We start from the raw sequence: 15,049 nt of genomic DNA on the forward strand, positions 1-15,049 counted from the left end.
GGACAAGAAAACCCTCTCTGAAATGCACGAGAGGGCAAGAAGACTATGCAATGAATTCTAACCAGAATCCCAAGAAGACGATACCGACACAAAGATAAATCAGCCAATCCTTTTTCAGATTACCCTTCTTGGAAAAGAAGGCTTGGTAGAGAGTGAAAGGAATCAAAATCGGTTGTAAGTATAACCACCAGTTATATTCATTGTCCAAAATAGCTCCCAAGCTATATAGTATCAGGCAAATGGCTATGTAAAAATCCAGGCTGCGGTAAAAATGATTGTTAAACTCCTTGAACATAGTGACTCCTTATAGTATAAACAGATTTAGGATGATCAAGCTGACAATGAAAGCTGTCACCAAGTAGATTTGCCATGTTTTCTTTATCCAGCTGCGTGGTTTAAAGAAAGCTAGATAGCCGACATAGAGACCAAGCACCAGTTGGATGAAATCCATAAAATACAAGTTTCCATTTACAGTTGAAAGGATGAACCTCACTAGACAAAGTAAGGCAAAATAGAACTCCCAGGTACGATAAAAAACTTTGTTGAACGGTTTAGACATGGTATGCTCCTTTTCCAGTATAATTTAGAGCTGCAAGAGCATAAAAAGTAGTAGGACATCGAAGAGCAGATAAAAAAGAAGGGAGGCCAGACTGTTTTTCTGACCAATTTTGGTAAACCAGCCTAGATAGGCATTGATTACTATCAAGAGAATAAATAAGCAACGAAACCAAGTTTCAGAATAAATGGACCAAAAGCCTTGGGGATAGAAGATTGCGATGGAATACAGGATAGAGGTATAGACACATTCGTTCATATACCATTCTTTATTAAAGCGGGGGCGAAATTGTTTAAAAAAGGAATTCATTACCTACCTCCAATTAAAGAATCCATGTCTAGTATTTGGCAGATTTTTGAAGATTAGTGAAAGATCATAAAGAGAGCGAACGCACATGTGAACACTACTATTGAGGCCAACTTCCATCTTGCCTCAATATTGTACCGAGGTCGAAAGAATGCGTAGAAAAAATGAATTAGGATAAGTGGTCCCAACCATATCCCAATATTGGATAGATACAATTCTTGTTTTATGAAATACAAGGTCCAGAAAATACCATTGTAAAAAAAGTAATTCCGATAGAATTGACGATTGAGATGGTTAAACATAACGACCCTCCTTTACATATTATTATACATTAAATATATAGAAATGAAAGTGAAAGAAGGCTAGATATAAGGCTCACCTATAACTTGACTGGGAAATTTTCTATAAGCAAAAACAGGGATTTTTTCACCAAGAGAGAAAGTCCGTGCTAGAATAGAAGAAGAAAGGTTTGAGGAGGTTGCCATGACGAGATTAAAACGCGATACCCTTTTGGCCCAAGCAGGCATACGAAAAGATGAACGAACAGGGGCCTTGATTTCACCGATTCATCTATCGACAACATACCAGCATCCTGAGTTTGGGCAATCCACAGGATTCGACTATACCCGTACGAAAAATCCAACCCGCACCAGTTTAGAAGATACCCTTGCTGCCATTGAAGGAGCAGAGCACGCCCTAGTGACTTCCTCTGGAATGGCTGCCTTGGTCTTGCTCTTTCAAACTTTTCCCCAGGGAAGTCGGATTTTAGCCGTGCGTGACCTTTACGGTGGTTCCTTCCGCTGGTTTAATCAGCAGGAAGAACAAGGACGTTTTGTTTTCCAATACGCTCAAACGCCTGACCAACTGTTTGACCAGCTAGATAATACCATTGACTATGTATTTCTAGAGACTCCAACCAACCCTCTCATGGTGGAGTTTGATATTGCTGCGATATCAGAAAAGGCACACGAAGTCGGGGCCAAAGTTATTGTTGACAATACCTTTTATAGTCCAATTTACCAAAATCCACTTACTCTTGGGGCAGATGTGGTACTTCATTCGGCGACCAAGTATCTTTCAGGCCATAATGATGTCTTGGCAGGAGCTCTGATGACCAATGACCAGGCACTTTATGAACAGTTGTTCTATGACCAAAACACGACAGGACCGACCTTGTCCCCCTTTGATGCCTTTCTTTTGATGAGAGGTCTCAAAACCCTGGCTATTCGGATGGAGCGTTCGACACAAAACGCTCGAGCAGTCGTAGCATTTCTCCAGGAACACCCTGCGGTAAAAGAAGTCTTTTATACAGGAAAGGGTGGAATGGTATCAATGAAAGTTGCCAAGCAAGAGATGATTCCCCACCTGCTCAATAGCCTCCGAGTTTTTACCTTTGCAGAGAGCTTAGGTGGTGTGGAAAGCTTGATTACCTATCCAGCAACTCAGACACATGCGGATATTCCAGCAGTTATTCGCCATTCCTATGGCTTGACAGACGATCTCTTACGCTTGTCAATCGGGATTGAAGACGTGTCTGATTTGATTGAGGATTTACGCATCAGTTTGGAGAAAAGTTATGACCTATGATTTTACTACCCTACCCAATCGCTTAGACCAACATAGTGAGAAGTGGCGGCTCACTGAAACCAATCCTGAACTCTTGCAACTCTGGGTGGCAGATATGGATTTTCAGCCCTTTCCAGAAATGCGCCAAGCTATCGTAGACTACGGTCAACGGCATATTTTTGGGTACAATTATGCTAGTGAGCCTTTGTTCGAATCCATAATGGACTGGGAAAAAGAACAGCATGGATATTGTTTTGACCGGCAAGCCCTTGTTTTGGTAGAAGGTGTAGTTCCGGCTCTATCCATCGCAGTTCAAGCTTTTACAGCTGAGGGGGATGCAATTATGATCAATACTCCAGTATATCCCCCTTTTGCCCGTACCGTTCGACTCAATCATCGACGGTTAATTAGTCAGCCTCTTCGTGTAGAAAATGACCAATTTACTCTTGATTTTCAGGCTTTGGAGCAAAAGATTGTTGAAGAGGGTGTCAAGCTCTATATCTTTTGCAATCCCCACAATCCAGGTGGCAGAGTTTGGAGTCATCATGAACTACAAGAGCTCGGTGCTATCTGTCAGAAGCATGGAGTCATATTAGTCTCTGATGAAATCCATCAGGACCTAACCCTTTTTGGACATGAGCACCATTCCTTCAATACGGTTTCCCCTAACCATAAGGAATTTTCGGTCATTTTGTCTTCTGCAACCAAGACTTTTAATATAGCGGGAACAAAAAACAGCTTTGCTATTATTGAAAATCCTCAGTTGCGTAAAGCTTTTACCAAGAGACAATTGGCCAATAACCAACATGAAATCCCTAGCCTAGGCTTGATTACCACGGAAGTTGCCTACCGACACGGAAAATCTTGGTTGGCCGCCTTAAAACCAGTTTTGGAAGAAAATATCTTGTTGGTCCAAGAAGAATTGAGTAAAAAGACGAATATCAAAGTGCTTAAACCACAAGGAACCTACCTGATTTGGCTGGATTTTTCATCCTATGAACTCAGCCATCAAGAGCTAGCAGAGAAATTGTTGGAAGAAGCACAACTGCATTTGAATGATGGATTGACCTTTGGAAAAGAGGGGGAAAAGCATTTCCGATTGAACGCAGCAACACCACAATTTGTCATCAAGGAAGCTTGTCGGAGACTGGTGGAGGTGTTTGGATAACTAAGAAATATTGAAAAATTTCAATGAAGTCCGAGCATTTTCTGGCCACACCAATAATAACAGAATTATTATTGGTGTGAATGCCAGTTTAGTCCATGAATGAAAATTTGTTTCTCAATTTTCCAGATTGCAATAAAAATAGAAAAAGGAAGAGCTAGGCTATTCCTTTTTTTGTTGTTTTCGATAGTCAGTAGGACTCATGTGAAAGTAATTCTTAAAGGCTGTGCTGAAGGTCAAGGGGTCATAGTAGCCGACAGAATTGGCAATCTCCGTAATGGTTCGTTCGGGATCTTCTAAGAGTTGGCAGCTTCGATTCATTTTTACCTGAAGAATGTAGTCCTTGATGGCGTAGCCAGTTTCCTGTTTGAAGATTTTATAGAGATAACTTCGACTTAGAGCGAGCTGCTCTGCAATTTCTGCTACCTTAATCGGTAGAGCGTAGTGACTGTGAATCAGTTTAATAGCATGGTGAACATAGCTTTTGGCAAGAGTGCCGGCCTCTTTCAGTTGTTGATTGGGAAATTCTGCAACAAGGTAGGCGAGTAATTGATGAAGATGGCCGACCAGGATGTGCTCTGTCACCATTGGTAAGGGGTGTTTGTCCGTTTGGGTAATGTCCGTCATTTTTTGTAAAATGGGGGACTGGAGGCTGGAATGTAGATAAAATTTTTCCAATAAGCGGCTATGTTCAAGAATTGACTCAGCTTTTGACCCGCTAAAACCAACCCAAATATAAGTCCAAGGGTCTTGTCCATCTGCTTGGTAGAAGATGGCCTTGTTTTTAGGGAGGATAAACAAGTCGCCCGCAGCCAATTCAGTCGTTTCTCCGAGAATGCTAATTTTCCCCTTGCCCTCTGTGATAAAATGGAGGACATAATTATCTCGAATAGTTGGCCCAAAAGAATAGTTTTTATCACATTGTTCCGCACCGTAATGGTCGATATTTAGGTCAAAGTTATGGCTGTCTAGTTCATTGTAGCTATTTAGAATGTTCATAAGCTCTTCTCCTTAGGAAACATTATACCATATTCTAACAACAAAACCCTATTTTGTAAAACGCTTACATTTGTTAAAATGATTCATGTAATACAGATAGGAGCTAACAGTATGATTCAATACACAGAAGAAAGGCGTCTATTTCACTTGAAAACAAGAGAATTTTCATATGTGATAGAGGTGTTAGAAACTGGTGACCTTGTTCATCGATATTTTGGTAAGAAAATTCAACATTTTAGTTATGGAAACAAAATAACATATTTGGACCGTGCCTTTTCACCAAGTCCAATTACTGGAAATCGGACCTACTCACTGGACACCTTGTCCTTGGAATATTCCAGTAATGGTCTAGGAGACTTTCGGACAGCATCTATTGATGTGCGAAATGAAATCGGCATTGCCTTGGATTTGAAGTACAAGCAACATCGGATTTATCAAGGCAAGCCCTTGCTAGAAGGTTTACCAGCTAGCTTTGCTTCTGAAGAGGAGGTAGAGAGTCTGGAGATTGACCTCTATGATGCTGTAGCAGATGTGACAGTGACCTTGCAGTATGCGGTTTTCGAAGAAAGTAACTATCTTGCACGCTCGGCTCGAATCCAAACAGGTCGCTATCCCTCTAAACTGGAAAAAGCCTTGTCCTTCACCTTGGATATGCCCCATAAAGACTTTGTCATCCATAGTTTGACAGGTCGCTATGCTTATGAAAAAGAGTGGACGAAAACGCCGATTACGAATGGTACCTACTCTATTGGAAGTATTCGAGGGGCTTCAAGTCACTCCCGGACTCCTTTCTTAGCCTTGGCGGCCCCAACTGCTACAGAAGATAGTGGCGAAGTTTATACCGCCCAACTGGTCTATAGTGGGAACTTTACTGGTTTTGTGGAGACAACTGCTTTGGAGACAGTCCGTTGGGGCATGGGAATCAATGATACTAGCTTCAGCTGGAATTTGGCTTCCGGAGAAAGTTTTCAAACACCTGAGGTCCTCCTGTCCTTTACGGATAAAGGTTTTACAGGTATGACTCAAGATAGTCATGACTTCATCAAAAAACACTTGATTCGTTCTCAATTTGTCAATCAGGAACGGCCAATTCTCATCAATAACTGGGAAGGAACTTACTTTGATTTTACAGAAGAGAAGATTCTTTCCATGGCCAGATTGGCCAGTCAGGCAGGCATTGAATTATTTGTGCTTGATGACGGCTGGTTTGGAAAACGGAACAATGACGAGTCTTCCTTGGGAGATTGGATTGTCAACACAGACAAGCTTCCGAATGGTTTAGCAGGTCTAGCAGATTCGATTCGGGCCTTAGGGATGAAATTTGGTCTTTGGTTTGAGCCAGAGATGATTTCCATAGATAGTGACCTCTATCGCCAACATCCAGATTGGGCTATTCATATTGATGGACGCGAACCAATTTACAGTCGAGAGCAGTTGGTACTGGATTTGTCCAAACCAGAAGTTTGTGACTACATTATCCAAGCTGTATCCGATGTACTCCAATCTGCCAAAATCGATTATGTCAAGTGGGATATGAACCGCAACATCACCAGTATGTCTCAAGAATTTGCTAATGCTGATTCTTACGAATTCCATCATCGCTATATGTTGGGGCTCTACCGAGTATTAGAAACTCTGACCAGTCGCTTCCCAGACATTCTCTTTGAATCCTGTTCAGGAGGTGGCGGTCGAAATGACTTGGGTCTGCTCTACTATATGCCACAGGCTTGGGCGAGTGACAATACAGATGCGATTGGTCGCCTCTCTATCCAAGAAGGAACGACCTTGCTCTACCCAACCTCTTCAATGGGTGCCCATGTGTCAGCAGTTCCTAACCATCAGGTCGGTCGGATTACATCCTTGCAAACCCGAGGAAATGTGGCTATGATGGGCGGAGCCTTTGGTTACGAGTTAGATGTTACCCAACTGTCACTGGAAGAATTAGCAACTCTTACTGAACAGGTTGAAACCTTTAAGCAGATTCGTTCAACGGTTCAGTTTGGTGACCTCTATCGTTTGAAGAAAACGGCAAATATCTGGGCAGCTAACTATGTTGATGCAGATAAGAGTCAAGCTGTTTTCACCTTCGTAAAAATACTAGCTCAACCAGAAGCTCCTCTGTTGCAGGTAAGATTGAAGGGGCTAGACCCAGAAGCTTGTTATTACTGTCCACAGTTGGAGACCAGCTTCTATGGAGATGAGCTCATGAACATCGGCTTAACCATGCCCCATGTTCAAGAAGATTATTTTAGTGTACAATATATTTTTAACAAAATCTAGGAGGATTTTATTATGAAAATGAGAAGATTTCTCAAATGTGCGTCGGTTTGTGCTTTTGCAAGCTTCCTTGTAGCCTGCGGAAATTCTAGCAGCAGTGACAAGGTAGAAATTGAATTTTTCTCGCAAAAGCCTGAAATGCAAGCAACCTTGCAGGAAATTATTGATGACTTTGAGAAAGAAAATCCAGATATTGAAGTTAAGTTTTCAAATGTGCCTGACGCAGGAACTGTCTTGAAAACACGGATGGCCAATGATGAAGCACCAGATGTTATCAATATCTATCCTCAGAATGCAGATTTCAAAGAGTATGCAGCTGACGGTCGTTTCCTTGAAATTGGAGATGATGCAGGTCTCAGCCATTTGAAAGATGGGTCAGTAACACCTTATCTTGTAAATGATACAAACTACACTCTTCCACTGACTGCCAATGCCTATGGTATCTACTACAACAAAGATAAATTCGAAGAACTTGGTTTGGAAGTACCAACTACCTATGCAGAATTTGTTGCTTTGGTAGACAAAGTTAAGGCTGATGGCAGTGTGGCACCATTTGCCCTTTCTCTAAATGATGCCTGGTCGCTCAATGGTTACCACCAATTAGCTTGGGTAACAGTTGCAGGTGGATTTGACGGTGCAGAGGATATTTTGATTCGCAGTGCCAAGGGTGCTATCCAAGATGATGCAACAACTAAGGAAGTCTTGGAGCGTTTAGAACTCTTGTCTGACAATGGCCAAAAAGGTTTCACAGGAGCACTTTACGCTGACGCGGTTGCTTCATTTGCAGCAGGAGAAGCTCTCATGATGCCACAAGGAACTTGGGCTGCTACAGCAATCAACCAGCAAGAGCCTGAATTTGAATACGGCATGTTTACCTTCCCAGGAGATGAAAAAGGTGGCGATTACACGATTGGTGCAGCTGACCTAGCCCTATCTGTATCAGCTGAATCAGAGCATCCAGAAGAGTCTAAGAAGTTCTTAGAATACCTCTCACGTCCAACAGTCATTCAGAAATACTATGACGTGGACGGATCACCAACTTCTGTTGAAGGTGTGGATACCGAAGGTAAATTTGAAGAAACAGCTGGTGTCACTCAATATGCCTTTACAGACAAGCATGTCGTATGGTTGCAAAGTGAGTGGGATTCAGAAGATGAGTTTTGGAATATCACTGTTGAAATGGTGAAAAACCCAGATTCAGCAGAACTTGTTAAGAAACTCAATGCCTTCTTTGATCCGATGAAATAATCTGCATGACAAACAGCTAAGGGATTAGGGTTTGGGTTTCTCAAACCTGTCCCCCCTATAGTTGTTTAACCTCAGTTTGAAAGAGAGGCCCCTAACTTTTTTTCGAACTGATATTAAACAACTATACTTGATGAATTTAGTAAAGGAGTTCTTTATGAATCAAAAAGGATTTGTTGCAAAATATTGGCCATATTTATTTGTAGCTTTGCCAATAGCTCTTCAGTTAATCTTTTTCTTCTATCCCTTGATAACAGGAGTCTTCTACAGCTTAACAGACTGGAATGGATTATCCAGTAGTTACGATGTGATTGGGATTCAAAACTACATTGATATTTTGAGGGACCCTGACTTCTATACCAGTATTACCTTTACCATCGTCTTTACCATTGGTCTAGTGATTGGGGAAATTGTCATTGGTATTTGGTTGGCAACCTTGCTCAATCGGAAAATCAAAGCAGTTGGCTTTTTCCGGACCTGGTATTTCTTCCCAGCAGTTTTGTCAACGGTAACCTTGGGTCTCATCTTTGTTCAACTGTTTAACTACGGTTTTACACAGATTGGCGAAATTCTCCAAATCGACTGGTTAATGGAAAACCTATTGGTACAAGAGAATACTGTTATTCCGTCCGTCCTCTTTGTCGCTTTGTGGCAGGGTCTGGCGATGCCGGTTATCATTTTCCTGTCTGGTCTGCAAAGTATTCCAGATGATGTGAAGGAAGCAGCAGCTATTGACGGGGCAACACGCTCCCAGCAGTTCTTCAACATTGAATTGCCTTTCCTCTTACCGTCTATCAGTATGGTCTTTATCCTGGCGATGAAATCTGGCTTGACAGCCTTTGACCTCATTTTCGCTCTCACCAGCGGTGGTCCAGATGGCAAGACAGAGTCACTGGGATTACTAGTTTATAACTACGCTTTTGTTGACAATAAATTCTCGTATGCCAACGCTCTGGCAGTCGTTCTCTTCATCTTTATCATTGTGATTTCCTTGATTCAGATGCGGATTTCTAAGAAATTTGAAGTATAGGGAGGTATGTTTATGAATAAGACCAAACAAAGCAATTGGTGGGTATATCTCGTTCTATTCAGCGGCATTCTCTTTATGTTTATTCCGCTACTGGTGACGGTAATTAGTTCCTTCAAGCCAACTAAAGAAATTACAGGTAACTTCTTTGGCTTACCTGAAAATTTCACACTAGACAACTATAGTCGCTTGTTTGAAGATGGAGTTGTTCAATATTTTGGGAATTCTGCTCTGATTACCATTGCTGCAGTAGGTTTGATTATTCTGGCTATTCCAATGGCAGCCTTTGCAGTAGCCCGTCAAATGAAGCGGCAAACAGCTTTCAACTTTATCTACTTTTTCTTGATTATCGGAATTTTTGTTCCCTTCCAAGTGATTATGCTTCCTATGACCAAGTTGATGTCTAGTCTCGGTTTGAACAATATTTTGGGGTTGATTATTCTTTATCTGACCTATGCAGTGCCGCAGGCCCTCTTCCTTTATGTTGGCTATATCAAGACAATTGTTCCTGAAGAGATGGACGAGGCAGCAGCAATTGATGGCTGTGATAAGTTTACAATGTATTGGAGAATTATTTTTCCGCTGATGAAGCCCATGCACGCTACGATTTTGATCATCAATGCCCTCTGGGTCTGGAATGACTTTCTCTTGCCGCTCTTGGTCCTCAACCGTGACCAAGAAATGTGGACCTTGCCCCTCTTCCAGTATAATTACCAGGGGATGTATTTCAGCGATTATGGACCGTCATTTGCGTCCTATGTAGTTGGGATTATCCCAATCCTACTGGTTTATCTCGTTTTCCAAAAGCATATCATTTCAGGTATGACAAGCGGATCTGTTAAATAAAGCTCGAAAGGTTGAGGCAACTCAACCTTTTGCCAAAAATCAATAAGAAAAGGCTTTCAAAAGGAGAAGAAAATGAAAGTAAAAAATCAAGCAATGTTAATCACCTATTCAGACAGTCTTGGGAAAAATCTGAAAGACTTGAAGCAAGTCTTGGAAGGTCCTTTGAAAGATGTGGTCGGTGGTGTCCACATTCTTCCCTTCTTTCCATCATCGGGGGACCGCGGGTTTGCACCCATGGACTATACCAAGGTTGATGAGGCTTTTGGAGATTGGAGCGATATCGAGGCACTTAGTCAAGACTACTACCTCATGTTTGATTTCATGATCAACCATATTTCAGCCAAGTCGCCTTATTTCCTTGACTTCCTAGAAAAGAAAGATGAGTCTGCCTATGCGGATTTGTTTATCCGCTACAAAAACTTTTGGCCAAATGGTGAGCCGACTCAGGAAGATGTAGACCTCATTTACAAACGGAAGCCACGTGCTCCCTATCGCATTGCCAAGTTTGCTGATGGTAGTGAGGAAAAAGTTTGGTGTACCTTTGATGAGCAACAGATTGACCTTGATGTGACAACGGAAACAACTCGTCGCTTTATCAAAGAAAATCTGGAACAGCTGGCGGACCACGGAGCTTCCATTATTCGCTTGGACGCCTTTGCCTACGCTAATAAGAAAATTGGAACCAACTGTTTCTTCGTTGAGCCAGATATTTGGGATATGCTTCATTTTCCGCGTCAGCTATTGGCACCAAAAGGAGTGGAAATTCTACCAGAAATCCATGAGCATTACACTATTCAGCAAAAAATCGCCGAGCAAGACTACTATGTCTATGACTTTGCCCTACCGATGTTGGTCCTTCATGCTCTTTATTCAGGCAATGTCAACCGTCTTGTTCACTGGATGGAAATCTGCCCTCGCAAGCAATTTACAACCTTGGACACGCACGATGGTATCGGAGTGGTCGATGTCAAGGACTTGCTGACAGATGAGGAAACAGAGGCGACAAGAGAAGCCCTCTATGCCCAAGGAGCAAATGTCAAGAAGATTTATAGCACAGAGGCTTACAATAATCTGGACATTTACCAGATCAATTGTACCTACTATTCAGCTCTAGGCAATGATGATAAAGCCTATCTCTTGGCACGTGTGCTCCAATGTTTTGCACCAGGTATTCCGCAGATTTACTACGTTGGCTTGTTGGCAGGAGAAAATGATATCGAATTGCTCGAATCAACCAAAGAAGGCCGCAACATCAACCGTCACTATTATGATTTGGAAGAAATTGAGCGAGAAGTTCAACGTCCAGTTGTTCAGTCCCTGTTCAACTTGCTCAAGTTCCGCAATACCAGTGCAGCATTCGATGGAGAGTTTGCTGTGGAGATGGCAGATGCCAATACAATTCATATCAGCTGGATCAATGACGATGCCAATACAGTGGCAGAATTAAGAGCTAATCTGAAAGATAAAATATTTGAAATTATTGAAACGGTTGATGGTCAGAGTCAAGAAATTAACTTATAAAGTTTGGAATAAAGGTTAGGATAGCTTTCCTAGCCTTTGTTTCCTTCGGAAAGGAAGAAACATGGAAAAATCAAATTGGTGGAAAAAATCGGTTATTTATCAGGTATATCCGAGGAGTTTTCAGGATTCGAATGGAGATGGCATTGGAGACCTTAAAGGGATTACCAATCGTTTGGATTATTTGCAAACATTGGGGATAGACGCTATCTGGCTCAGTCCAGTCTATCAGTCTCCTATGGATGATAACGGCTATGACATCAGTGATTATCAAGCCATTGCGGCGGAATTTGGGACTATGGAAGATATGGAGGAACTGATAGCAGAAGGGCAGAAGCGAAATATTAAGATTGTGATGGACTTGGTCCTCAACCATACCTCTGACGAACATTTTTGGTTTCAAGAAGCCTTGAAAGGTCCAGAAAATCCCTACTATGATTACTATGTGTGGGCGGACAAACCCAATGAATTAAAATCTACCTTCTCAGGCTCTGCTTGGGAATATGTTCCACATTTGGACAAGTACTATTTACATCAATTTTCGGTCAAACAACCAGACTTGAACTGGAAGAATCCTGCTGTCAAGGAAGAAATTTGGCAGATGATTAACTTCTGGATTGACAAGGGAGTCGGTGGTTTCCGTCTCGATGTAATTGATTTGATTGGGAAAGAACCTGAGAACTTGATTACAGCGGACGGACCAAATCTTCATCCCTTGATTCAAGAATTAAACCAACAAACATTTGGTACCTATGACCTTGTAACCGTAGGAGAAACCTGGAGTGCCACACCTGAAAGTGCTCAGCTGTATTCTCACCCAGACCGTAATGAATTTTCCATGATTTTTCAATTTGAGCACGTTTGTCTGGACCAGCTAGCAGGTAAAGAAAAATGGGATTTGGCACCGCTTGATCCTGCCAAGCTACACCAGGTTTTGTCAAAATGGCAGACAGAATTAGTAGGAAAAGGTTGGAATTCGCTCTTTTGGAACAACCATGATTTGCCACGAGCTATTTCCCGTTTTGGTGATGACAGTCCTGAATTCAGGGAACTAAGCGGAAAAATGCTAGCTATTTATCTGCATTTCATGTCGGGTACGCCTTATATTTACCAAGGAGAAGAGATCGGTATGGTCAACACTCCGATTGCAAGTATTGAAGAAGCGGATGACATCGAAACCCGTCGCATGTATACAGAGCGTTTGGAGCAGGGCTATTCGGAAGAGGAACTATTTGCTTCCATAAATGCTAAGGGACGGGACAATGCCCGCAGACCGATGCAGTGGTCTGGCAAACCTGGGGCAGGTTTTACCGAGGGCGATCCCTGGTTGTCTTTTAGCCCAACTTATACAGATATCAATGTGGAAGAAGCCCTGGAAAATAAAAATTCACTCTTCTATACCTACCAACGATTGATTGCCTTGAGAAAGCTCTATCCCTGCATGGCAGAAGGGAACTATGAGACTTTAGATACAGGTAATCCCTTGGTATTAGCTTATCGTAAATTTGATGATGTAGATGAGTTTGTGGTCTTGGTCAACTTTAGCAATCAAGCTCAGGAATACCGTCTTGAAGAACAATTAGGAGGAACTGTCCTTATTCAAAACTATTCAACGGAATCAGAGGATACCTCTCAACTGCGACCTTTTGAAGCTCTAGTATATAAAAAGTAAAATTCCTATTATATTTCCAAGCAATTTTTCTCATTTTTTGGTAAAATAGAAAAAACTAAAAAGAGAGGTTTTACCACCATGGGGAAATTCCAAGTTATTTCACATCCACTCGTTCAACATAAGTTGTCAATCTTGCGTCGGGTTACAACTTCGACCAAAGACTTCCGTGAGTTGGTGAATGAAATTGCTATGCTAATGGGTTACGAAGTACTTCGCGACCTACCATTGGAAGATGTTGAAATCGAAACACCGATTACAAAAACGGTTCAAAAACAAATCGCAGGAAAGAAATTGGCAATCGTTCCAATTCTACGCGCAGGTGTGGGAATGGTTGACGGGTTATTGAGCCTCGTACCTGCTGCAAAAGTTGGACACATTGGTATGTACCGTGATGAAGAGACCTTGCAGCCAGTTGAATATTTGGTGAAATTACCAGATGATATTGACCAACGCCAGATTTTTGTTGTTGATCCAATGTTGGCGACAGGTGGCTCAGCTATTTTGGCTATTGATTCTTTGAAAAAGCGTGGTGCTTCAAACATCAAATTTGTAGCTCTTGTGTCTGCACCTGAAGGTGTAAAAGCACTTCAAGAGGCACATCCAGATGTAGATATCTACACAGCGGCTTTGGATGAGAAACTCAATGAAAAAGGCTACATCGTTCCAGGTTTGGGGGATGCAGGAGACCGCTTGTTCGGTACAAAATAATAGAAGTATAAAGAAATCGGCACTGCTGGTTTCTTTTTTCATCGATTGTACCTCAATCGTGTTTTTTATTTGACCATTTTTGACTAATTCTATATAATGGTCTCAGATTTGTTAGAATTGAATAAAAGACAAGGAGAATTCTTATGATTCCAGTAGTAATTGAACAAACCAGCCGTGGTGAACGTTCTTATGACATTTACTCTCGCTTGCTCAAGGACCGCATCATCATGTTGACAGGTCCAGTTGAAGATAACATGGCCAATTCCATCATTGCCCAATTGCTTTTCTTGGATGCCCAAGACCCAACCAAGGATATCTATCTCTATGTCAACACTCCTGGTGGTTCTGTATCAGCAGGTCTGGCGATTGTGGATACAATGAACTTTATTAAAGCAGATGTTCAGACCATCGTGATGGGAACTGCAGCTAGCATGGGAACTATCATTGCATCAAGCGGTGCCAAAGGCAAACGTTTCATGTTGCCAAATGCAGAATACATGATTCACCAGCCTATGGGTGGAACAGGTGGCGGTACCCAACAGACAGATATGGCGATTGCAGCAGAGCACTTGCTCAAAACTCGTAACAAGTTGGAGCAAATTCTTGCTGATAATTCAGGTAAATCTGTCAAACAAATCCACAAAGACGCAGAGCGTGATTATTGGATGACTGCAGAAGAAACCTTAGCTTATGGCTTCATTGATCAAATCATGGATAAGATGGCAAAATAAGGTAGTTGAAGGGCTCGATGTAGCCCTTTTCATTTTGCTGAGAAAAAGGTATAATGAAGAGAAGAAGTATAAGAAGGAGCCAGTCATGTTTGAAAAGAAAGAGCGTAAAGGCCTCATTGTATATCTCCACTACAATCGTGAAGCACGCAAGTTGCACAATTTTGGGGATGTGGTCTATCATTCAAAAAAATTACGCTACTTGGTTCTCTATTTAGAGGCAGATCGTTTTGATGAGACGCTTGAAAAATTAAAAAAAGAACGATTTGTTAAAAAAGTTTTTCCATCTTACATTAAGGACTTAGACCAGAATTTTGTAGGGACTTTAGAGCAAGAAAGAGAGAAAAATATTCTTTTATAAAATATTTTTCTTTTTTTGTTGACAATTTTCTGATAATTCAGTATATTGGATACATCGTAAAAATTTAAGAAAGAT

General features: G+C 41.6%; 15 protein-coding genes. 11 read left to right on the forward strand and 4 right to left on the reverse strand.

Annotated elements, in window-relative coordinates; all coding sequences use genetic code 11:
• Positions 1–43: 43 nt before the first annotated feature.
• The 3 genes from J5566_RS04540 to J5566_RS04550 are packed head-to-tail and all read right to left on the reverse strand — an operon-like array spanning position 44 to position 865.
• Entirely contained in the window at positions 44–295 is a 252-nt protein-coding gene (locus J5566_RS04540) for a hypothetical protein (RefSeq protein ID WP_208562279.1), read from the reverse strand.
• A 9-nt stretch (positions 296–304) separates the two neighbouring features.
• Positions 305–559 (reverse strand): hypothetical protein, encoded by a 255-nt coding sequence (locus tag J5566_RS04545; RefSeq protein ID WP_208562280.1) that lies wholly within the window; start codon positions 557–559, stop codon positions 305–307.
• Positions 560–583: 24 nt separating this feature from the next.
• On the reverse strand, positions 584–865 hold the full coding sequence (locus J5566_RS04550; protein WP_208562281.1) for a hypothetical protein: 282 nt from the start codon (positions 863–865) through the stop codon (positions 584–586).
• Positions 866–1,345: 480 nt separating this feature from the next.
• On the opposite strand from J5566_RS04550, the gene J5566_RS04555 reads away from it, so the two are divergent.
• Positions 1,346–2,449, forward strand: a complete 1,104-nt coding sequence (locus tag J5566_RS04555; RefSeq protein WP_208562282.1) for a cystathionine gamma-synthase — start codon at positions 1,346–1,348, stop codon at positions 2,447–2,449.
• Positions 2,439–3,596: a MalY/PatB family protein gene (locus J5566_RS04560; RefSeq protein WP_208562283.1), complete on the forward strand. Its 1,158-nt coding sequence runs from the start codon at positions 2,439–2,441 to the stop codon at positions 3,594–3,596. Before J5566_RS04555 ends, J5566_RS04560 begins: the two co-directional genes overlap by 11 nt.
• Before the next feature lie 159 nt (positions 3,597–3,755).
• Here J5566_RS04560 and J5566_RS04565 read toward each other — a convergent pair whose 3' ends face one another.
• On the reverse strand, positions 3,756–4,592 hold the full coding sequence (locus J5566_RS04565) for an AraC family transcriptional regulator (protein ID WP_208562284.1): 837 nt from the start codon (positions 4,590–4,592) through the stop codon (positions 3,756–3,758).
• 111 nt (positions 4,593–4,703) lie between these two features.
• On the opposite strand from J5566_RS04565, the gene J5566_RS04570 reads away from it, so the two are divergent.
• The 9 genes from J5566_RS04570 (at position 4,704) to J5566_RS04610 (ending at position 14,974) form a co-directional block, all read left to right on the forward strand.
• Positions 4,704–6,872, forward strand: a complete 2,169-nt coding sequence (locus J5566_RS04570) for an alpha-galactosidase (RefSeq protein WP_208562285.1) — start codon at positions 4,704–4,706, stop codon at positions 6,870–6,872.
• Positions 6,873–6,884: 12 nt separating this feature from the next.
• Positions 6,885–8,117, forward strand: coding sequence for an extracellular solute-binding protein (locus J5566_RS04575; protein ID WP_208562286.1), 1,233 nt, complete (start codon positions 6,885–6,887; stop codon positions 8,115–8,117).
• A 154-nt stretch (positions 8,118–8,271) separates the two neighbouring features.
• Positions 8,272–9,144: a carbohydrate ABC transporter permease gene (locus tag J5566_RS04580; protein WP_208562287.1), complete on the forward strand. Its 873-nt coding sequence runs from the start codon at positions 8,272–8,274 to the stop codon at positions 9,142–9,144.
• A 12-nt stretch (positions 9,145–9,156) separates the two neighbouring features.
• Positions 9,157–9,987, forward strand: a complete 831-nt coding sequence (locus tag J5566_RS04585; RefSeq protein ID WP_208562288.1) for a carbohydrate ABC transporter permease — start codon at positions 9,157–9,159, stop codon at positions 9,985–9,987.
• A gap of 72 nt (positions 9,988–10,059) precedes the next feature.
• A complete protein-coding gene (gene gtfA / locus J5566_RS04590) occupies positions 10,060–11,508 on the forward strand; it encodes a sucrose phosphorylase (protein WP_208562289.1) in 1,449 nt (482 codons plus the stop codon).
• Positions 11,509–11,569: 61 nt separating this feature from the next.
• Positions 11,570–13,177, forward strand: a complete 1,608-nt coding sequence (locus J5566_RS04595; protein ID WP_208562290.1) for a glycoside hydrolase family 13 protein — start codon at positions 11,570–11,572, stop codon at positions 13,175–13,177.
• A gap of 78 nt (positions 13,178–13,255) precedes the next feature.
• Positions 13,256–13,885 carry a uracil phosphoribosyltransferase gene (gene upp, locus J5566_RS04600; protein ID WP_208562291.1) on the forward strand — a complete coding sequence of 210 codons (630 nt, stop codon included), beginning with the start codon at positions 13,256–13,258 and terminating at the stop codon, positions 13,883–13,885.
• A gap of 143 nt (positions 13,886–14,028) precedes the next feature.
• Positions 14,029–14,616, forward strand: coding sequence for an ATP-dependent Clp protease proteolytic subunit (locus J5566_RS04605; RefSeq protein WP_158457104.1), 588 nt, complete (start codon positions 14,029–14,031; stop codon positions 14,614–14,616).
• 85 nt (positions 14,617–14,701) lie between these two features.
• The gene (locus J5566_RS04610; protein ID WP_208562292.1) at positions 14,702–14,974 is read left to right on the forward strand and encodes a DUF2129 domain-containing protein; all 273 of its coding nucleotides are present in this window, start codon (positions 14,702–14,704) and stop codon (positions 14,972–14,974) included.
• Positions 14,975–15,049 lie beyond the last annotated feature (75 nt).

Source organism: Streptococcus suis, assembly GCF_017601095.1.
Lineage (GTDB): Bacteria > Bacillota > Bacilli > Lactobacillales > Streptococcaceae > Streptococcus > Streptococcus suis_Z.